Source organism: Algoriphagus ornithinivorans (assembly GCF_900115305.1).
In the GTDB taxonomy this organism is placed as follows: Bacteria; Bacteroidota; Bacteroidia; order Cytophagales; family Cyclobacteriaceae; genus Algoriphagus; species Algoriphagus ornithinivorans.
The window spans coordinates 106,729-126,681 of the sequence record NZ_FOVW01000010.1 but is presented as its reverse complement, the minus strand read 5'-3'; the positions used below and the strand labels follow the sequence as shown (position 1 = coordinate 126,681).

At 39.0% G+C, this 19,953-nt stretch carries 18 protein-coding genes; 7 read left to right on the top strand and 11 right to left on the bottom strand.

The annotated features are described in order from the left end of the window. Positions 1-13: 13 nt before the first annotated feature. The 5 genes from accC to BM073_RS15435 all read left to right on the top strand — a co-directional run bounded on the left by accC (position 14) and on the right by BM073_RS15435 (position 8,143). Complete coding sequence (gene accC, locus BM073_RS15455) at positions 14-1,363, top strand: acetyl-CoA carboxylase biotin carboxylase subunit (protein WP_091655235.1); 1,350 nt, start codon at positions 14-16, stop codon at positions 1,361-1,363. Positions 1,364-1,500: 137 nt separating this feature from the next. After that, positions 1,501-3,816 (top strand): PSD1 and planctomycete cytochrome C domain-containing protein, encoded by a 2,316-nt coding sequence (locus tag BM073_RS15450; protein WP_091655234.1) that lies wholly within the window; start codon positions 1,501-1,503, stop codon positions 3,814-3,816. 1 nt (position 3,817) lies between these two features. Next, positions 3,818-5,272 (top strand): DUF1501 domain-containing protein, encoded by a 1,455-nt coding sequence (locus tag BM073_RS15445; protein WP_091655233.1) that lies wholly within the window; start codon positions 3,818-3,820, stop codon positions 5,270-5,272. Positions 5,273-5,275: 3 nt separating this feature from the next. Continuing rightward, a complete protein-coding gene (locus BM073_RS15440) occupies positions 5,276-7,402 on the top strand; it encodes an FN3 associated domain-containing protein (protein ID WP_091655232.1) in 2,127 nt (708 codons plus the stop codon). A gap of 6 nt (positions 7,403-7,408) precedes the next feature. Continuing rightward, positions 7,409-8,143 carry a sugar isomerase domain-containing protein gene (locus BM073_RS15435; protein ID WP_091655231.1) on the top strand — a complete coding sequence of 245 codons (735 nt, stop codon included), beginning with the start codon at positions 7,409-7,411 and terminating at the stop codon, positions 8,141-8,143. Here BM073_RS15435 and BM073_RS15430 read toward each other — a convergent pair. From BM073_RS15430 to BM073_RS15410, 5 genes are all read right to left on the bottom strand, one after another. Beyond that, the gene (locus BM073_RS15430) at positions 8,140-10,677 is read right to left on the bottom strand and encodes a family 20 glycosylhydrolase (RefSeq protein ID WP_091655230.1); all 2,538 of its coding nucleotides are present in this window, start codon (positions 10,675-10,677) and stop codon (positions 8,140-8,142) included. The two genes, BM073_RS15435 and BM073_RS15430, sit on opposite strands and share 4 nt — an antisense overlap. A gap of 86 nt (positions 10,678-10,763) precedes the next feature. Beyond that, positions 10,764-11,639, bottom strand: a complete 876-nt coding sequence (locus BM073_RS15425) for a formate/nitrite transporter family protein (protein WP_091655229.1) — start codon at positions 11,637-11,639, stop codon at positions 10,764-10,766. 43 nt (positions 11,640-11,682) lie between these two features. Then, entirely contained in the window at positions 11,683-12,699 is a 1,017-nt protein-coding gene (locus BM073_RS15420) for a hypothetical protein (protein ID WP_091655228.1), read from the bottom strand. 116 nt (positions 12,700-12,815) lie between these two features. After that, a complete protein-coding gene (locus BM073_RS15415; protein ID WP_091655227.1) occupies positions 12,816-13,214 on the bottom strand; it encodes a group III truncated hemoglobin in 399 nt (132 codons plus the stop codon). Beyond that, positions 13,214-14,461: an alkaline phosphatase family protein gene (locus BM073_RS15410; protein WP_091655226.1), complete on the bottom strand. Its 1,248-nt coding sequence runs from the start codon at positions 14,459-14,461 to the stop codon at positions 13,214-13,216. The genes BM073_RS15415 and BM073_RS15410 overlap by 1 nt, the downstream gene beginning before the upstream one ends. 83 nt (positions 14,462-14,544) lie before the next feature. Between BM073_RS15410 and BM073_RS15405 the strand changes: the two genes are divergently transcribed. Continuing rightward, positions 14,545-15,900 (top strand): glucoamylase family protein, encoded by a 1,356-nt coding sequence (locus BM073_RS15405; RefSeq protein WP_091655225.1) that lies wholly within the window; start codon positions 14,545-14,547, stop codon positions 15,898-15,900. A 64-nt stretch (positions 15,901-15,964) separates the two neighbouring features. Here BM073_RS15405 and BM073_RS15400 read toward each other — a convergent pair whose 3' ends face one another. From BM073_RS15400 to BM073_RS15375, 6 genes are all read right to left on the bottom strand, one after another. Beyond that, positions 15,965-16,780: a hypothetical protein gene (locus BM073_RS15400; protein ID WP_175557931.1), complete on the bottom strand. Its 816-nt coding sequence runs from the start codon at positions 16,778-16,780 to the stop codon at positions 15,965-15,967. A 67-nt stretch (positions 16,781-16,847) separates the two neighbouring features. Next, a complete protein-coding gene (locus BM073_RS15395) occupies positions 16,848-17,378 on the bottom strand; it encodes a GNAT family N-acetyltransferase (RefSeq protein WP_091655223.1) in 531 nt (176 codons plus the stop codon). Beyond that, positions 17,365-17,973, bottom strand: a complete 609-nt coding sequence (locus tag BM073_RS15390) for a hypothetical protein (RefSeq protein WP_139217512.1) — start codon at positions 17,971-17,973, stop codon at positions 17,365-17,367. The genes BM073_RS15395 and BM073_RS15390 overlap by 14 nt, the downstream gene beginning before the upstream one ends. A 62-nt stretch (positions 17,974-18,035) precedes the next feature. Further along, complete coding sequence (locus BM073_RS15385; protein ID WP_091655221.1) at positions 18,036-18,392, bottom strand: bleomycin resistance protein; 357 nt, start codon at positions 18,390-18,392, stop codon at positions 18,036-18,038. Positions 18,393-18,422: 30 nt separating this feature from the next. Next, the gene (locus BM073_RS18255; RefSeq protein ID WP_091655220.1) at positions 18,423-18,629 is read right to left on the bottom strand and encodes a GDCCVxC domain-containing (seleno)protein; all 207 of its coding nucleotides are present in this window, start codon (positions 18,627-18,629) and stop codon (positions 18,423-18,425) included. Between the two features lie 90 nt (positions 18,630-18,719). Next, positions 18,720-18,977, bottom strand: coding sequence for a hypothetical protein (locus tag BM073_RS15375; RefSeq protein WP_091655219.1), 258 nt, complete (start codon positions 18,975-18,977; stop codon positions 18,720-18,722). A 482-nt stretch (positions 18,978-19,459) separates the two neighbouring features. Between BM073_RS15375 and BM073_RS15370 the strand changes: the two genes are divergently transcribed. Then, on the top strand, positions 19,460-19,798 hold the full coding sequence (locus tag BM073_RS15370; RefSeq protein WP_091655218.1) for a single-stranded DNA-binding protein: 339 nt from the start codon (positions 19,460-19,462) through the stop codon (positions 19,796-19,798). Positions 19,799-19,953: the final 155 nt, after the last annotated feature.

The window sequence follows — 19,953 nt, the reverse complement described above, 5'->3', positions numbered from 1 at the left end:
AAAATAAATCGCTGTGTTTAAAAAAATATTAATAGCCAACCGAGGTGAAATTGCTCTAAGAGTAATTCGAACTTGCAAGGAAATGGGAATTAAAACTGTAGCTGTATACTCTACAGCAGACAAGGATTCCCTGCACGTTCGCTTTGCAGATGAAGCAGTTTGCATCGGCCCGGCTCCAAGTAGAGAATCTTATCTCAATATTCCCAGAATAATTGCCGCTGCTGAAATTACCAATGCAGACGCTATTCATCCGGGTTATGGGTTCCTTTCTGAGAATGCTGAATTCTCAAGAATTTGTGATGAATACGGAATCAAATTCATTGGAGCATCTCCGGATATGATCGCCCAGATGGGTGATAAAGCTACTGCTAAAGCAACCATGAAAGCAGCAGGTGTTCCGACTATTCCAGGTTCAGAAGGTCTTTTGGACTCCATCGAGCAAGGCTTAAAACTGGCCAATGAAATGGGTTACCCTGTTATCCTCAAGGCAACCGCAGGTGGCGGTGGTCGAGGAATGAGAATTGTTAAAGAAGACAAAGATTTCAAAAAAGCATGGGATGATGCAAAAATGGAATCTGGAGCTGCCTTTGGCAATGATGGATTATATCTTGAAAAATTTGTTGAGGAGCCTAGACATATTGAAATTCAAATTGTCGGCGATAGCAGAGGAAAAGCATGCCACTTATCAGAAAGAGACTGCTCTATTCAGAGAAGACATCAGAAGCTGGTAGAGGAAACTCCTTCCCCATTCATCACAGATGAACTTAGAGAAGCTATGGGTAAAGCTGCTATCAAAGGCGCTGAGGCCATAGGCTATGAGGGAGCAGGTACAATAGAATTCTTGGTCGATAAAGACAGAAACTTCTACTTCATGGAGATGAATACCCGAATTCAGGTAGAGCATCCAATTACAGAAGAGGTGACTGATTTTGACCTGATCAAAGAACAAATCAAGGTAGCTGCAGGTGAGAAAATCTCAGGAAGAAATTACTTCCCTAAACTCTTTGCAATGGAGTGTAGAATCAATGCAGAAGATCCTGCCAATGGTTTCAGACCAAGTCCTGGTAAAATTCAAAACCTTCATATCCCAGGAGGACGTGGAGTTCGGGTTGACTCGCATGTCTACGCAGGCTATGTTATTCCACCAAACTATGACTCCATGATTGCCAAGTTGATCGTAAGTGGTCAAAGTAGAGAAGAGGTGATCGTAAGAATGAAAAGAGCCTTGGAAGAGTTTGTAATTGATGGTATTAAAACCACTATTCCTTTCCACATTGCTTTGCTGGAAAATGAGCAATTCAAGGCAGGAAACTTTACCACCAAATTCTTGGAATCATTTGATTTCTCAGTGATAAAGAGCTGATATTGAATAAATAAAAATAATTAAAGCCACCTTTTCAGGTGGCTTTTTTATTGCCTTGGTAAATAAAAATTAATCAAAAACGACTCTTACTTTTTTAAAATTTTTCCATAACTTGAAATACCAAAATAATCCCTTTTATGGTTTTCAAGAGGCGAAATATTTATGCTTTAATTCTTTTAGTTCCATTTTTTTGGTCATGCGAACCAAGCAATACAGAATATGACTCACTGGAATCTATAGACCAAGTAAGTTACAATTTCCATATCCGACCCATATTATCTGATAAGTGCTTTGCCTGCCATGGTCCTGATGCTAACAAAAGAGAAGCCGATCTCAGATTAGACTTGGAAAGTTCTGCATTTAAGGTCTTGAAGGAAAATCCGGGAAAGTTTGCTTTGGTATCAGGAAAACCTGAAGAATCGGAGGCATATCATAGAATCAGTTCTCTTGATCCTTCAGAAATCATGCCTCCTCCTGAATCTAACCTAAAGCTGAGCGAAGGAGAAATTGCACTGATTAAAAAATGGATAGAACAAGGCGCAAAATACGAACCTCATTGGGCTTTTGTAAGAGCTGAAAAGGGCAAACTCCCTCCAAAAACTGAATGGACCAAGAATGAAATAGATCAATTCACCCTTCAAAAGATGAAGGAAAAGGGTTTAAAGCCTAATCCAAAAGCAGAATCCTATGAATTGATCAAGCGTGTTAGTCTGGATTTGACTGGACTCCCTCCTAGCCCAGCGATTCTACAGCAATTTTCTGACCTGGACGAGTCTGGCAATTATGAAAAGTTGATTGACAATTTACTTGCACAAAATTCTTTTGGAGAAAAACTGGCAATTCTATGGATGGATATTTCCAGATATGCCGATAGCTATGGGTATCAGGATGACAACATTCGAACCCAGTGGCCATACAGGGATTGGGTGATCCACTCATTAAACGCAAATCTTCCCTATGATCAATTCATCACCTGGCAGATTGCAGGAGACTTATTGCCAAACCCAACCAAAAAACAGATTTTAGCCACCGCTTTCAATAGAAACCATAAATACACTGAAGAAGGCGGGGTTATTGATGAAGAATATAGAGTAGAATATGTGCTGGATAAGACCAATACCTTCAGCAAGGGAATATTGGGCATTACTATGGAATGTGCTCAATGCCACGATCATAAATATGATCCATTCTCTCAGAAAGAATATTATGAATTTTTCGCCTTCTTCAATAATAGCCCAGAAAAAGGCTACGAGGGAGATGTGAGTATTTCAAAGCCCGCTAAAACTCCCATTCTATGGATAGAACGGGAAGACTTGAGCGGTATTTTAGACTTCATCAATTATCAGGACACAAGCAAATTATCTGTTTCTGTTATGGGTGAGTTAGAAGGTGAGAAAGCCAGAACAACCTACATTTTAGATAGAGGAGTATATGATGCTCCCACTAGTCCAGTGAACCCTTCTACGCCAGCTTCAATCCTTGAATTTCCTAATAATCTTCCTCAAAACAGACTGGGATTGGCTCAATGGGCTACCAATAGAGATAATCCATTGACAGCCCGAGTTTTTGTTAATCTTATTTGGCAGGAAATATTCGGAACTGGAATAGTCAAATCAGCGGGAGATTTTGGAATGCAGGGAGATCTTCCCTCCCACCCGGAATTATTGGATTGGCTCGCAGTAGATTTTATGGAAAATGGCTGGGATATCAAGCGTTTAATGAAACAGATTGTCAGCTCTGCCACCTATCAACAATCCGCAAAAATCACTAGACAGCATCTCAATAAAGATCCGGAAAATATTTACCTGGCAAGAGCACCTAGATTAAGATTACCAGCTGAAAACATTCAAGATCTAGTTCTGGCCAGTAGCGGTTTATTGGTTAATCAGGTGGGTGGACCTAGCGTTAAACCCTATCAGCCAGAAGGCATCTGGGAGGCAGCATCATCGGGACGTGGAGTGCTGGCAACCTATGTTCAAGATCATGGAAAAAGCCTTTATCGACGAGGACTTTACAATTTCATCAAACTCACCGTTCCTCCACCCAAAGCCATCATATTTGATTCAAGTAATAGAGATAGATGCGAGGTAGGAAGAGGGAGAACCAACACTCCATTGCAAGCTTTGGTCATGCTGAATGATCCTTTAATTCTAGAAGCTTCTAGAGTATTAGCCTCCAGATTAATGACTCAGGAAACTGAATCCAAAACTGCAATAGAAGATGCATTTCTAAGAATTCTATGCAGGCCAATGAGCTCCAAAGAATCGAGGCTTTTGATGAGTTATTATGATGACCAGCTGAAAAGGTTTCAGTCCTATCCAAACCAAGTCAAAGAAAGCTTAGAGGTAGGAGAATACCCTCTGGAAGAAAATCATATCAATGCCGAAACTGCTGCTTTGATGCAGGTAATTGTGAGCCTTTACAACCTGGAAGAAACAATAACCAAAATCTAACATGGAAAAAGAAATCTTAGAACAGGGATTAAATCTCAATAGAAGAAAATTTCTTTCCAGATTAAGTCTTGGGCTTGGGAGTGCAGCATTGGGTTCATTGCTGGTCCCTGATCTTTTTTCAGGAAGAAGTGAATCCGAAGATGCAATTATGGCAGCTCTTCCTCATTTTGCTCCCAAAGCAAAAAGAGTGATTTATCTTTTTCAAAATGGTGCCCCTTCTCAATTAGAATCTTTCGATTATAAGCCTCTTCTGCAAAAAAACTATGGACAGGATCTCCCAGAGTCTATTCGCATGGGTCAGAGATTGACGGGAATGACCGCAGGACAGGAAAAATTTCCCTTAGTGGGTTCCTATTTTGATTTTCAACAATACGGGGAAAGCAGAGCATGGATTTCATCCATTTTCCCTCATACAGCCAGCATAGTGGATGACTTATGCATAGTCAAGTCTATGCATACAGAGGCAATCAATCATGATCCTGCTTTGACATTTTTCCAAACTGGTGCTCAAGTCGGTAATCGCCCAAGCATGGGTTCATGGCTGAGTTATGGTTTGGGGAGTGAGAATAGCAACTTACCGGCATTCTGTGTATTACTGAGCAGAGGAAAAGGAAATGGGCAGGGGGTTTATTCTAAGCTTTGGAGCAATGGATTTTTAGATGCAACTCATCAGGGGGTTCAATTTTCAAACTCCGAAGACCCGGTCTTATACCTGAAAGACCCTAAATCCATGAGCCGGGATGAGCGCAGAAAAATGCTTGATCAGATTGCTGCAATGAATGATTTGAGTTTCCGGGAGTTTAATGATCCGGCCATCACAGCGAAAGTTCAGCAATATGAGATGGCCTATAGAATGCAAACTGCTGTACCTGAAATCACGGACGTATCAAAAGAGCCCGACTCTATAATCAAGTTATACGGACCAGACTGTTTGGTTCCAGGGACTTACGCTGCCAATTGTCTTTTGGCAAGAAAGCTTTCTGAGAGCGGAGTCCGATTTGTTCAATTATACCATCAGGGTTGGGATCAACACGATAACCTACCCAATCAAATGGCCATGCAAGCCAAAGATGTGGATCAGGCCTCTGCTGCTTTAATCACAGATTTGAAGCAAAGAGGTTTATTAGACGAAACTTTGGTGATATGGGGTGGAGAGTTTGGCCGAACCAATTATTGTCAAGGCAAAATCCAAGTGGAAAACTACGGACGAGATCATCATCCCAGGGCTTTCTCCATTTGGATGGCAGGCGGAGGAGTAAAATCCGGAATGGTGTATGGTGAAACAGATGAATTCGGCTACAACATCGCTGAGAACCCAGTGCATGTCCATGATTTTCAAGCTACTGTTTTACACCTTTTGGGCATAGATCACGAGAAGCTGACATACAAACATCTCGGCAGAAGATATAGACTAACTGACGTATCCGGCAAAGTGGTGAAAGACCTGATCGCTTAATTTATGAGAGAAAAATCAACGCTCCGTAACCTGCTTGAAAACTGTCTTTTTGTTTGGCTAGGGCTCAGTATTGTACTCAGTCTTGCTCCAGAAAGCACGGAGTTTCCGTCCATCTTTCAAGTAATAGGCAGATCCCATCCCCTACTCTTGCACTTTCCTATAGTCCTACTACTTGCAGGCATCATCTTTTTTATAGTACCCAGTCTCCGCGAAAACAATGAGGTCAAAAATATCGGCGAATTGATCTTTCTTGCAGGGGCTAATTTTGCAGGAATTACCGTAGTCGCAGGTTTAATTTTGGCAAAAGAAGATTACGAAGGAGAGTCTCTAAATTGGCATCAATGGGCTGGATTTTTGGTATTTGCTTTTTCTATTTTCATCTATTTTTTCAGAAATATAAGCTCCAAAACTATAGGCTTTTCTGCCGTGATTTTAGCCATAGGAGTTATTTTAACAGGACACTGGGGTGCTAACCTAACTCATGGGGAAGACTTTTTATTAGCCCCGTTAAACCCAGAGGAAAGTCAATTTCCTACTTTGGCGGAAGCAGAGGTATTCAGAGATATTGTTCAGCCTATCCTGGAGGCAAAATGCGTGACTTGCCATAGAGAGGGCAAAATTAAAGGCGAATTAAGGCTGGATCATTTAGAAGGAATTCAAAAGGGAGGTAAAACAGGGCCTTTCGCATTGGCCGGAGATTTGGAAAACTCCATGATGGTTCAGCGCATTAGCCTCCCGATGGATGCCAAGGAACATATGCCTCCAAAAAACAAGGCCCAACTCTCTGAAGAAGAATTGAGTATTTTAAAGGAGTGGGTGGCGAATGGGGCAAAGTTTGACCAGAAAATGGAAGAGCTGGAAAAGGAAAGTAAACTATATCAATTTGCAAGCTTGCGCTTTCAGCCAGAAAGAAGGTATGAGTTCGAAGCGGCTTCGCCTGAAACTGTAAAAGAGCTCAATAATTTTTATAGAACGGTCATGCCTCTTTACCCTGAATCTCCAGCCTTGGCTGTTTCTTATTTCGGAATAGCTGCCTTTGACCCAGCTTCACTTAATGATTTGAAAAAAGTAAAAACTCAGGTGGTAGAGCTAAGCCTCAACAAAATGCCTTTGGAAAATCTGGATCTAGGCTTTTTGGAGGATTTCAATAACTTGGAAAAGCTTTCACTAAATTTTTCCGGACTATCCTCTCAACAAATTACCCAACTGGGAAAACTATCATCCCTTCAAGAATTAGCGCTTTCAGGAAATAACCTCCAGCAGGAAAGTGTCAAAATTTTGTCTCAAATGAATAATTTGAAAAAGCTCTTCTTGTGGCAAACTGGGCTTTCGGATTCTCAAAAAAATGAATTGAAAAAAAATCTACCAACCACAAGAATTGATTTTGGATTTGATGGTAAAGGGATAATTTATGAATTGAATCCTCCTAAAATTTCACAGGCAAAAACACTTTTCAAAGACAGTTTGGAATTAGTGCTCAGTCATCCGATTCCAGTGGCTGAGATTCGATACACTTTAGACGGAACTGAGCCTGATAGCCTCAATAGCCATATCTATTCGCAGTCTATTTGGATCAATCAATCCGGAAAAATCAAAGCCAAAGTCTTTGCTCCTGATTGGAAAAGTTCGCCGACTGTATCCTCAGTATTCATGAAGTCAGGCCTGAGCCCTTCCGATTCAAAACTTCTAAATGCTCCCAATCCAAGATATCAAGCTCAGGGAGCTAATACACTTTTTGATCAAATCAAGGGAAAAAACAATCATACTTCCGGGGAATGGCTAGGCTATAGTGAACAAGCCTTTGAAGCTGAGTTTGAGATTCCTGAAAATCAAAATGTGGAAAGTTTAGGCTTAAGCTTATTATATCATGAAAGTGCCTATATCTTCCCTCCTACGCAGGTTGAAATATTTAGCTGGGAAGATGGTAGTTGGAAAAGTATCATTCGGGATCAACCTAAACAGTCTGAAAAAATTGGTGAAATCAGATCGGAATTACTTCAATACAAGATCCAAGGCAATAGTCCTCAAAAAATAAAAGTCAAGCTCAATCCAATTTCCTCACTCCCAGCTTGGCACCCTGGAGCCGGAGCAAAAGGCTGGGTATTTATAGACGAGATTTTATTGAATTAAGAAAGTATGGAGAGTTATCTGAGCTTTAAAAAAAAGATTGATGAAAAGCTAGAAAAAGCATTCAATCAAAGAAATGAGATTCTCCAAGCTGCAAATTGGATAGCGGAAACAATTCAACAGAATGGATGGATTTTTACTTTTGGCACCGGCCATAGCCATTTATTGGCTGAAGAAATATTTTATCGAGCCGGAGGATTAGCCAGAATTAAGCCCATTCTTGACCCTAAACTTATGCTTCATATCTCAGCTTCACAAAGCTCAATTTTGGAGAGGCAGGAAGGATACATTCACAAATTATTAGAAAATTTTAAATTCATTTCATTGGATACCCTGATTGTTTTCAGCAATTCCGGGAGAAATGCTGCCTGCATTGAAATGGCTTTGTCGGCTAAAAATCAAGGAAGTAAAGTAATCGCAATCACTAATTATGCACACAGTAAATCTGTGGATTCCCGGCATACTTCAGGTTTGAAACTGTTTCAAATAGCAGATTTATTTTTGGATAATTTTGGAGAAATCGGTGATGCGGCAATTAAATTAGAAGGGATAGAACATACTACTGGAGCAACTTCAACCATTATCAGTGCAGCACTTCTTCAGGCAATTGTAACCCAGTCTATTGAAATCCTTGTCAAAAAAGGTCATATGCCTGAATTATTCAATAGTGCAAATACTGATGAAGGAGATAAAGCTAACGAGCAATTACTGGAAAAATATAAAAGCAAGGTTTTAGGTCTTTAATCCAATACTCTAGTCATACCTCCTTGCCCCTTAGGACTGAAAACCCTAAAAGAGATTCCCTTTTGATAAGGAATAGGCTTGGAATAAATAGGAGAATTGATGGTAGGTTCATCTCCTTCTGTGGAATAGCGAATGATCAGTCCAGGGTTTTGAACATTGGCATGAATAAAGCTATCCTTTACCTGAATTCCTGGCGCAGGAAGCCTCAGAACTACTCCTCCAAAAATGGATTCCAATCTGGGAATTTCAATTTGTCCGACAACATTGCTAAAAATATTCCACTCCGACATTCTCGCTTCTAGTTTTAGAGCTGTAGTCACTTCTTTACTCCATGCAGGATCAGCATTCCATGCTCTTTCCACCAAGCCTAGCATTTTAGGAAAAAGATAATATTCCAGCATTTCGGGACTTTTCACTGTTTCTGTCCAAAGCTGCCCTTGCACTCCTTTGATATTCTTTTTTCCTGATTCGGTAAGTTTTGTAAATGAGCTTTCTTGAACTTTCCAATCCCATTCACCTCCTTCCATGGTTTTATCCTGCGATAGAAAAAGTTTTTCAGGGACTATTTTCCAAGCTTGATAAAGGTCACTTACCCCTGACCAGGTGTGGCCTGGCTCATCAGGGTCCCAATCATAGGCTAGGTCAAAATAAAGATTAGAACTGGAACAAATCACTACAGGATATCCTGCATTTGCCAACTGATAAGCCATGTCCTCATTGCCCCAACCAGCAACAGCATTCCATGCATATAAAGTCCAATTTTTTTCGGAGAATTCAGGGTTTGGTATAGCTTTTCCATTCTTGTATGTTTGACCAATTTCTTCCCATCCTGCTAACTGTATCCCTTCAAATTCAAGTATTTCTCCAACCCTAGACCTGAAATAATCCCCCAGTTGATCATGGGTTACATTTTTATTTGCTCGAATGAAATCCGTGCAGACAGGAGATTGTGCCCAAACACCATGTGGAACTTCATCTCCACCCGTATGCCATGTTTTCAACTCTATACCGGTTTGGACATACATTTTTTTCACTTCTTTGACTAAGTGAGCATAAAAGGAGTAGGTAGACTCTTGGCAAACGCAAATAGTATTGTCTTTAAAATTCTGAGCTGAGAGATAAACTGACTGATCATCGGGATCGACCAACCTATATTCATTCGCTGCTTCCAGATTTCCAGCAAGACTGAACTTCTCATGGCGTCTTTCCATGGCCAAAATCGCTGCTCTTGAATGTGCAGGAACTCCAAATTCAGGTATGACTTCTATAAAACGCTCCCGAGCATAGCTTAAGATTTCCTGATAATCCTCAACGGAATAATACCCGGTTCCGGGGGAATTAAATACCGAAGCTCCTGAACCATAAAAAGGCCATATAGCTTCCTTTTCATCAATTGAAAAACCTCTTTTAGACCCAAATTCTGTCAATTCGGGCAAACCCGGAATCTCCAATCTCCAACCCTCATCATTGGCTAAATTGAAATGAAACTTATTCAATTTATAAAATGCCATGATGTCTAATAACTTTAGAATTTGCTCTTTAGGCTGAAAATTTCTTGCTACATCCAAGAACAAACCTCTATAAGGATAAGAGGGAAAATCATCAATTTCAATTTGAACCAATTCAATTGAGCTTGTTTGATTATCCCAAAAGCCTGGGGGAAGCAAGGCCAAGAAGGATTGAACTCCATAAAAGGCCCCCTTTTCATCAGAAGCTAAAATCAATACACGTTTACCTCTAATTTCAAGATGATATCCTTCACTTGGAATTTTTTCGTTTGTGGCAATTCTTATTTGTACTGGAGTTTCTTTCCTGTCAATTTGAGGATTATACCCTTCCTTGATTCTTTTTATTAAAAAAGCAGAAGCACTTGCAAATGCCTTATCACCAACCACTGCCAAGCCTGCATTACTCACCTTAATGGGTGCCGCATGATAGATCCATTGCTTTGGACTTGGCAAAAAAGGCGGTAATTTTTCTGAAGGGAATAAGTTCAGTTCCTGATTTTGTTTATAGAGGTTTTCTGGGCTTGGAATAAAGATCTCCGAACCATTACTGTAAGCCATGAAATCTTTCCAACTCATTTGATCCACCTCATATTTTACTATGGGAATAATTTGATCAGAGTTAGAATTTAAAATTAAGCTTTGAGGAGCATGTGAATTTTTCAAATGGGGAGTAGTAGACTTATAAGATATTAACAGGCTATCTCCTTCGGGAATCTTAGGACTGGTAGGATTACCTTGTAGCACGAAAAAGTCCCCCGCTAAATGTTTGATCTCAAAAATTTCGGAATTAACCTCGGGTCTCAAACCTAAAAAGATTGTATTAAAGTAAATTGCCCACCCTGCTTCAAGCGGCTCTTTACTTTGATTTTTTATCACGAAGCTAGCCTCATGGAAAGAATTTTCTCCGAGTTGATTTTGAAGTAGGTTCCAATTGATGACTATCCCATTAGAAGACTCTGTTTGAGCAAAGCTGTCGGGATTTCTCCCTGAGAAGATCAGAATTAGAATACAAAATATTTTTCGCATGCTCCCTTTATTTACTTAAAAATAGGGAGATGTGGTTTAGCTGGCAATTTTTAAGACCTTCAGTTTATAGTAGCTAATCAAATCTTTTATTTCCCAATGTTAAACACAAAAGCTCTGTATTTGAGTAATGCTACGAAAATTGCCCCACCAAATGCATTCCCTAAAAGTGCTGTGGATTGAAAAGAAAGGTAGTCTATCAGGTGAACTTTATCCGAACTGATCATTCCGGTAAATACCTCAATATTTCCGATAATGCTATGGTGTAAGCTCGCAAAAGACAAGACGGATGTAATCAGGAAAATAATCACAATCTGACTAATGGTGTCTCGGAATGAAGCCAATAACCAAGACAATAGTCCCATCAACCAACCTGCAACCATGGCACTAACCAATATTACATGGATTTTTGCTTTGAGAACGTGGAGAGCAATGGTTTCGATTACATGTAAATCGAAAATTTCCAATCTAGGACCCAGCCAAACCAGTAATAGACCAATAAAATAGCCCCCAACCAAGTTTCCACTAATCACCAGTCCCCATAATTTGAGCATAGAAAGAGGAGTCCTTTTCTTATTTAAAACCGGAAGAGTTAGCAGGGCCGTTTGCTCGGTAAACAAGATAGACTGACCTAACACCACCAAAATAAATCCCATGGGATAGACAAAAGCGATCATTTTAAAAATGGTATCCTCTGCCATTTTCCCTTCCAAAAAGTAAAAAAGCGTAGCGAGCAGTAAGTAGCTAAAGCCAATCTCCATTCCTGCGGTCAAAGAGCTGAGTAGAATACTACTGGAGTTTTTGTCATATGTCTTAAGAGCATCAGTAATCTGGTCACGGAGAACCTCCCCATGAGTTTTGGTCCCGTCTTTTTTTTCTTCAGCAGAATTATGGATTTCCTTATCAATTTCTCTTTGACGCTCCTTTTCCTGCTGCTCAGGACTTTTCTCCTTTTTCCAGATCATAAAGAATTATTTATTCAATAAAGATAAACTTTAAGCTAAAAGTTTAATAGCTTCTACATGAGGTGACTACGAACTTTTCAAAAGACCGGTCGTTGTTTAGGATTTCAAAAAAATCTCTCAGAAATCTGTCAATTTCTTTTTTCTCTCCCGTACTTAACCAATCACTATATCGATTAACTACAGAATAGATACTTTGTTCTTTGGCGATAAATTCTTTTCGAATCGTCTGGGTGATTGCCTCATCTCTACAAAAACCACGATATAATCTATCTGTCACCTTTTCAATATCGACGAGATTACTCACCTGTGCATAGGGTGGATTAACAAGGCCAGTCATATCAAAATCATATGCCAAGGGAACCACTGTGCGTTCGTCCAATTGCATGACTTTTTGATTATGCTTATACAATCCTGAAAAGTCGGTGTTCCCAATCATCAATTGAAACAAATCATGTCTCAAAGCCGCTGAGTCTTCCAATAAAGTCCCCAGGATCTTTTTATCATCTACAATTTTTGCATTAAAACGATCAGCCACATCATCATCGTCTTCTATCAAAAAACCAATTAATTCCTGTTCACCTTTCTTATCATCCTCGTTTTCAAAGTGGAGTCTGACCATTCGGGTGGAAAAAGTATACTCGCTAACTTCATCAAAAAGCTTGTAACATATCAATTCTTTGATCACGTAGGAATCCGCATTGCTAGCCCGATTACAAGGCATGACAAGTTTTAGACTTTTATTGTTTTCAAATGGAGTTCCTTTTCGCTCCTTCTTTTTAACCTTCAAACGCATAGGTGGATAATAGCAGTTATTGAGCCTAAAATTCCCCCTAGTCCTCATTTCAACTTCCAATTCCTCCCATTCACCTGCTTCATTTTTATACCATATTACTTGATCAACATAAGTAGAATCATTGGTGTTTTTCTTCATGTCCTTGATGGAAAATTTCATCTTCAAGTCCAAGGTTTCCTGATTGGTAAATAAGTCTTCCTGAGCTAAAAGTGGGATGGCAAAAAAGAAGAATAAACAAAGCTGAATGAGTGCAAATCTGAGTTTCATAAGTCATTGATTAGGTAAAAATATTCAAGATTCAGCCAATTGAGTCAGGCATTAAAAAATCCTGAAATAGTACAATCAAGCTAACAAAAAAGGTCAGATATTCAAAGGATTAAGAATTAGGAATTATTCCTGGCCTCCCAAATTCTCATAAAAAGCATATGTCCCATACGACGGGCATGCTCTTTAGCATAATCAGCCACTTCCCCCTCAAAATATCGATTGATGGTTGCAAACCACAGTTCCAACCAATGTCCAAAATGCGACTGCTCAATTTGATGATTGACCTGAGCATCTACCTCTCTATGCACCTTTGTAGGATTAAATTTCCCCCTTCCAGGCCCTGTTTGGAGTAAGATCATTTCCCAGAAGTCACTTAAATGCACCAAGTGGTGCTCCCAATCCTTTACCACATGATTGAAAACTGGCCCCAAAACTTCATGCTTTCGAACCTGATCATAAAAGCGGCGAACTAAAAAATCAACTTCCTTTCTACTTGATATCTGAGCCCTATCCATCAGTTTTCTTTGAGAATTGGCTTTAAAACTTCTAGCTGACCATCTATTGAATCAGGAATAGGTAAACCTAATATTTCACATATAACGGGATAAATATGAATGTTTTCAAAGGGCTCAATTAAAAGTCCCTCTTTGAAAACAGGACCATTCGCATAAAATATCCCCTGCATTTCTTGATAATCAGGACTAAATCCATGCTCTCCAAAGACTTCAGTTTTGGACATGGCAGCCCGATTTTGGTATCGAAACATCCCGCGATCATCTGTCAGATAATATCCTAAATCAGGTATAATCAAAAGGTCTCCCATCAAATCCTCATGCAAACTTAAATCCTGATAATACTCCCGATCGGCAATATCAATGACATGAATATGCTTGCCTCTGGATTCTATCAAGGCTTTAATCTCAGCCTTTTCATCTGGATTTTTTAGGTGCATATGCAACAAAGCTCCCGAATTTACAATTCGTGCTTCTACCCCATCCACCAAGGGTTCATAATTAATCAAGTTCTCCCTAGGCACCTCCACCATTCCATGGTCAGATACCAAGATTACATTGATGGGAAGACCCAAACTTTTCAAACCTTCAAATAAAGCACCTAACTCCCTATCCAAACGTGTGAGTGTCTGCCTCAGTGCTGCATCATTAGATGGACCAAATGCATGCCCCGTGTCATCCATATCAGAAAAGTAAAGGGTAATCAACCTTGGTCTTTCATTTTCTGGAAGTTGTAGCCATTCAAAAACTTTTGAGACTCTAGTCAGGTTAGGAACCTTACCATCGTAATCGAAATAATAACTAGGCCTAACTCCTTGGATGGCCGCCTCACTTCCTACAAAAAAGTAACTCGCAGCTGTCAGCCCATTTTGCTCAGCTAAAACCCAGAGCGGCGTTCCCCCATACCAATAGCCGTCAGTTACTACATCTCTGTTAGAAATAGAGTATTGCTTATCCTTTTTGGGATCATAAAAGCTATTATCAACCAAGCCATGATGCTCGGGTTTCAGACCAGTTGCAATGGTATAATGATTGGGAAATGTCTTGCTGGGGAAAGAAGGGATGAGGCCTTGTGCGGCTGTTCCATTTGCTATGAACATGCTTAGATTTTCTGGTTGGAACCGGTTCACATAATCATAGCGAAATCCATCCAGAGAAATCAAAATCACATATTGATCTTCTTTATCCTGGGAAAAAGCTTTCAAAATAGTTGAAAGACCGATGACAAAACCTAAGAGTAATAACCTCATAAACTTATTTTTTGTCAAAAATATGGTCTGAATAAGTTTTTACCTATCTATTCATTAACTTATTTCCCAGCTAACAAAGTCCTATGAGAACCATTTATATTATTCCCTTTCTATTGTTGTTTGCATGTGATTCGCCAAAGACTGACCCTATGGACGAGGCAACGGATGAAAATGTCACGAAACTCAGTGATGAAGAACTATTGGATACAATTCAATATTACACATTTCAATATTTCTGGGATGGGGCTGAACCTAACTCTGGAATGGCACCTGAAAGAATTCACATGGATGGCGTTTATCCGGCCAATGATGCCCATATGATCACTACTGGAGGAACAGGCATGGGTTTGATAGGAATTCTTGGAGCAATTGAAAGAGGTTGGATCAGCAGAGTTCAGGCTGCAGGAAGATTTGAGAAAATCTTAAACTTTCTGGAAAAAGCAGACCGTTACCACGGAGTTTGGCCACATTGGTTGGATGGAAAAACTGGAAAGACCGTCCCTTTTTCCCCAAAGGATGATGGAGCCGATTTGGTAGAATCTGCTTTTTTGATGCAAGGTTTATTGGCTGTGCGGGAATACTATAAAGATGGCAATGAATTAGAAAAAAACATTGCTGAAAGAATAGATCAACTCTGGAGGGAAATGGATTGGAGTTGGTTTACAAGAGGAGGACAGAACGTTTTATACTGGCATTGGTCCCCTAATTTTGGATGGGACATGAATTTCGCTTTGGAGGGATACAATGAGGTATTAATCACTTACATCCTAGCAGCCTCCTCTCCTACACATAGCATCAGCTCCGAGGTTTACCATCAGGGATGGGCTAGGTCTGGAGATATCAAAGCTCCTTCTGCGGGTGGATATGGCTTCCCTCTTCAACTTAGGCATAATGGAGCGGAAGAGTTGGGAGGACCACTATTTTGGGCACATTACTCCTATTTGGGCTTACATCCTTTTGGGCTAAAAGATGCTTATGCAGATTATGGGCAGGAAAACACCAACCAAACACTGATTAATCGAGCATGGTGTATTGCAAACCCGAATAAATTTTCCGGGTATGGAGAGAATCTTTGGGGACTTACCGCTTCTTATTCTATCAACTTTTACGATGCACATCGGCCGGGGAATGACACAGGAGTCATTTCTCCAACTGCAGCTGTTTCTTCCATAGTATATACTCCCGAAGAGTCCATGAAAGTGATTAGAAATTTATATGAAAATTACGGAGACCAAGTACTTGGGCCTTATGGATTTTACGATGCCATGAGTCCTCATCACAACTTTTTTCCACAGCGCTATTTGGCTATAGATCAAGGTCCAATGGTGACCATGATAGAAAATTACCGTTCAGGATTAGGTTGGAAACTATTTATGAATGCTCCTGAGATTCAGGCTGGATTGGATAAGTTGGGATTTGAGTACCAGGTTCCTAAATAAAAAATATGCGTTTCGACTTCTATTGGAATCTGGATTTGAAGGCATAGATTCTATAAAAATCAGTTTAATAAAGCTCCTCCAGCTCCCTTAGAATATCATGTATATCGCCCATAATTAGATTAATATCTTCTATATAGGTAGCGTGTCTATTTTTATAATCTTTCAAAAATACTTCTCCGACCAAAATTCTTTTGTCCGTGTATTTATCCAAAAGTTCAAGCTTCTTTTCCAAATCCCAACTCAATTGGATGTCTGATTCTTTTATTTCCTGAATCAATTCTTTGTTTTCATACCAAATAGGCAGATAATCATTTTGAAAGTAAGAGGCCAGCTCGGAGTCTGATAAATTGAAAAAATGATCATTGAAATCTGCAGTTTTGGCCTCATTATCAGCAAAGTCCACCAAAAAATTTTCAAATTCTACAGGATCACTCAAAAGCCTCATTGGAATTGCAAATGATAAGAAAATTGAGCTGGATAGCAGTAAAACCAAAAATCCGATTCCTAGGGCCTTTAAGTTTCCTTTCGGCTTTATTTCATTTATCTCTCTAAACTTTAATTCCTCACCAAATAATTTTTTTGAGCTTTGATAGACTATCAGGGCGGTCAAAAACGGGATTAAAAAATTAGGAATTTGATTGACGAAATATTTGGGCAAGAAGATAATAAAGCAAAATAAGAGAACCTGAAAGATGAAGAATAAAATGACAATCTTAAGCCCTTTACTTCTTTCATTTAAAACATGAAGGTTCTTATAAATTAATACCCCTCCTGCCAAGGGTCCTCCAAAAAATGTAGCCAAACAAATTCCGAAATACGAGTATAGCTTGGGTATTTCTAACTCTTCATTTTCCATTTCATAAAAAGAAAACATGAACATATTAAAAAATTAGGATTATGCATAACTAAAAAACAAAACAAAGGAAAAAGAAGAATTCAGCACTCAATTAGAAATCAATCCTCATTAAATAATCTGTTTGAATTTCATCCCCGAAAGGAAAAGGATGATCAGCAAAAATTCTCAATCCATTTTTTTCATAAAAACGGATAGCTCTGGCATTATGCTCCCAAACACCCAACCAAAGATATTTTTTACCTTTTTCCTTGCCGAATTTGATCCCAAAATCCAATAATTTCTTTCCAATACCTTTCCCGAGGTATTCTTCCAAAACATACAAACGAGCTATTTCCAAACTCTCTGGATCATGAATATCAGTTTGGGCAGGTACTTCATTCAGCTTGGTATAGCCTATGATGGTACCCTCCAATTTGGCAACATAAAAATGTGATGCAGGTTCTTCAAATTCTTTGGTAATTTGGGAATACGCAAATGCTTCATTTAAGTATGTCCTTACATTCTCGGGTTTATTACCCTCTGTGAAAGCTTCTATAAATGCTTTTCTGGCCATCTCTACCAGCTCTGGTAATTCCTCCTTTTTAAGGGCAGTGATAGTGAGATCAATCTTATCTGTTGGCACGCTGAAGTTTTTTAAGTGCAACTTGAATTTGGTTGAGAGGGTATCCCCCTAAGATTCCTCGAAACTCCCCCGATGGATGTATCACCACAAAACTTCCGCAAGGATAGGGATATCGAAAAAATGTTTGGGAAAATACTCCATCCGGATCAGATTTCCAGCTAACTACATCCTTAAACCTTTCCAAGCCTGAGGGATTGGAATAAAGATAAATCGGTGGAGCTGCATTAGCCTTTTCCGCCCATTTAATTAAAGTTTTGTGCTCCTTCTCAAAGGACTTAGTCCGATCTCCCGAACCAGTGGAATTACATTCATCTTGGCCAGGGTAAAAAATCACAATCAGTGATTTACCTTGATTCAGCGCATCCAGATTTCCTGTTTTCTCAAAAAATGCTTGGGGATCCACCTTTCCAAACGGCATCCTATGAACCAATATTTTTCCTCCTTCTCCATCTGGAATACCAAAATAGGGACCTTCCAAAATTTGATTTTCAAAATACTCTCTGCTTACATCCCTTCCCATTTCATCTTTATAGCCAGTTTGGGCAATAAGAGTAAGCGGTGTAAGAAGAATAATTAGTAGCAAAATTGCTTTCATCCTGGAAAAATAAGGGCTTCTATTCAGTCTAAAAAGATCGAAGTAAAATTTCAAATAGCTTTTTATATCGACTCACCAAAAGTCAAGAGGTTATTATCCGGATCAAGTAAAGCAAATTCCTTTTGCCCCCAAGGCTTGAGTTGTAGCGGTCCATTGGGATGAATAGCTACTCTTTTCTCAATTAAGGATTGATAGTATTTTTCGATACCCGTGACACGGATATAAACCTGACCGTAGTTCTCTTTGGGGTCCAAATCCTTAAACCGAAAAAAATGAATCTCAATATGATCTTTCTTTAACATAAGGTAATCCTCATAGTCAACATTCCCCAAGACCTCACACCCCAATTGATCACAATAATATTTTTGAGTTAGGTTCTTGTCCCTCATGGGAAGCTTGGGGTGGATTGCAGTGAGCATAGAATTCAATTTTATTAAGTTGTGACTAATTCAACAACAAGAATTACCTTTTTGAATCGGTGGACATTTCTCTGTTCCATAACTGCAAAAAACGCAACAGTCACCAGGAAGAGGTTTGAGTATAGTTTTACATTGCACACATTCATAAAAGAAAACACAGGCATCTTCAGGCATATGCTCTCTTTTTTGAAATCCACAATTTGGGCAAGTGATGGTTGAATCTAGTTGAACGACCATGAATTCAAAATAACTATAATTTGATGATAAGATATTCAGCGATTATAAATTTTCCTTGAATTATTCGTCAGTTTAATAACTAACGAGATTTTAACTTAATGAGCTAACATAGGAAGATCTGGCATTTCCGTCAATCTTGATTCTCTTTTGAAGACAAAATTCCTTCAGCTTATCCAAATCGACTGTGATTCTTTTAGGTGAAAAACCTAAAGACTTTAATTGTTTTTCGACCCTCAAAAAGTCTTGGTACCACTCTTCCCAAGTATCATGCATTTTTTCAGGATCATCAATCATCTCTATCAATTTGCTCCAGTCTGATTTTCTGTAATATGCTAGGTTCAAACTCATATTTTAAATCAATTTTGATATAGGTAAAGATAAGAAAACTGACTTTTTCAATGTCAACTTGTTTAATATGGATTTCCGCTTTCTTACCGAAAACAACTAATTAAATCTTTTTGTCAACTAGCATGATTGCGGATAATCAGATTATTTATAAAATGTATTTATGACCAACTTATTGGTAATGATACAGTAAATAATTGAACTGAAATTTATTCTTTATCAACCTTTCTCTTACTAATCAAATAAGTCCTTAGCTAGGTACAGCCTAGTAATAAAAGACCTATCCAACAAAAAGGCATAAAAAATCACTAAACTTTTTTTTGATTTTTTTGAATTGGGTCTCCTAAAGTCCAATTATCCGACAACAAACGACTGCTATCGGATACTATCGACTGCCTCCCGACTAACTGATCGCCTATCCTGCAACTTTGAATCAACATTTTGCCAAAGGCGAAAAATTATTTCACACTAAAACTATAACTATTATGAATGCGCTTAAAAACAGAGTACAACTCATCGGAAGAATGGCAGACAAAGTCGAAGTAAAGACTTTGGAATCAGGAAAAAAGCTTGGGAAAATCAGGTTAGCCACTAATGAAACTTACAGAAATCAGCAAGGTGAAAAAGTCACCGAAACCACTTGGCATAATTTGGTTATCTGGGACAAGCAGGTAGATATTTTGGAAAAATACACGGATAAAGGTTCTGAAATCGGCATAGAAGGAAAATTGAGCAGCCGGAATTACACGGATAAAAACGGAGTAAAAAAATATATTACCGAGGTGGTAGTCAGCGAGGTGATGTTGATGGGTTCAAAACCTTAATTCATCTTGGAAAGATGGAGGCTTTCTCGAAAATCTAATTTTGACAGACTGAGTTAAAGTGATTTCTAGAAATTGGATTCATGGTTAGTTAATTTCAACCAATCATCTTCCAGCTTCGCAATTTTGCATTCTCTCATGCTCAAGAAGTCAAATGG

Coding starts and splice junctions, on each gene's coding strand:
- BM073_RS15450 (WP_091655234.1), top strand. CDS start 1,501: ATGGTTTTCAAGAGGCGAAATATTTATGCTTTAATTCTTTTAGTTCCA.
- BM073_RS15445 (WP_091655233.1), top strand. CDS start 3,818: ATGGAAAAAGAAATCTTAGAACAGGGATTAAATCTCAATAGAAGAAAA.
- BM073_RS15440 (WP_091655232.1), top strand. CDS start 5,276: ATGAGAGAAAAATCAACGCTCCGTAACCTGCTTGAAAACTGTCTTTTT.
- BM073_RS15435 (WP_091655231.1), top strand. CDS start 7,409: ATGGAGAGTTATCTGAGCTTTAAAAAAAAGATTGATGAAAAGCTAGAA.
- BM073_RS15430 (WP_091655230.1), bottom strand. CDS start 10,677: ATGCGAAAAATATTTTGTATTCTAATTCTGATCTTCTCAGGGAGAAAT.
- BM073_RS15425 (WP_091655229.1), bottom strand. CDS start 11,639: ATGATCTGGAAAAAGGAGAAAAGTCCTGAGCAGCAGGAAAAGGAGCGT.
- BM073_RS15420 (WP_091655228.1), bottom strand. CDS start 12,699: ATGAAACTCAGATTTGCACTCATTCAGCTTTGTTTATTCTTCTTTTTT.
- BM073_RS15415 (WP_091655227.1), bottom strand. CDS start 13,214: ATGGATAGGGCTCAGATATCAAGTAGAAAGGAAGTTGATTTTTTAGTT.
- BM073_RS15410 (WP_091655226.1), bottom strand. CDS start 14,461: ATGAGGTTATTACTCTTAGGTTTTGTCATCGGTCTTTCAACTATTTTG.
- BM073_RS15405 (WP_091655225.1), top strand. CDS start 14,545: ATGAGAACCATTTATATTATTCCCTTTCTATTGTTGTTTGCATGTGAT.
- BM073_RS15400 (WP_175557931.1), bottom strand. CDS start 16,780: ATGTTCATGTTTTCTTTTTATGAAATGGAAAATGAAGAGTTAGAAATA.
- BM073_RS15390 (WP_139217512.1), bottom strand. CDS start 17,973: ATGAAAGCAATTTTGCTACTAATTATTCTTCTTACACCGCTTACTCTT.
- BM073_RS15385 (WP_091655221.1), bottom strand. CDS start 18,392: ATGCTCACTGCAATCCACCCCAAGCTTCCCATGAGGGACAAGAACCTA.
- BM073_RS18255 (WP_091655220.1), bottom strand. CDS start 18,629: ATGGTCGTTCAACTAGATTCAACCATCACTTGCCCAAATTGTGGATTT.
- BM073_RS15375 (WP_091655219.1), bottom strand. CDS start 18,977: ATGAGTTTGAACCTAGCATATTACAGAAAATCAGACTGGAGCAAATTG.
- BM073_RS15370 (WP_091655218.1), top strand. CDS start 19,460: ATGAATGCGCTTAAAAACAGAGTACAACTCATCGGAAGAATGGCAGAC.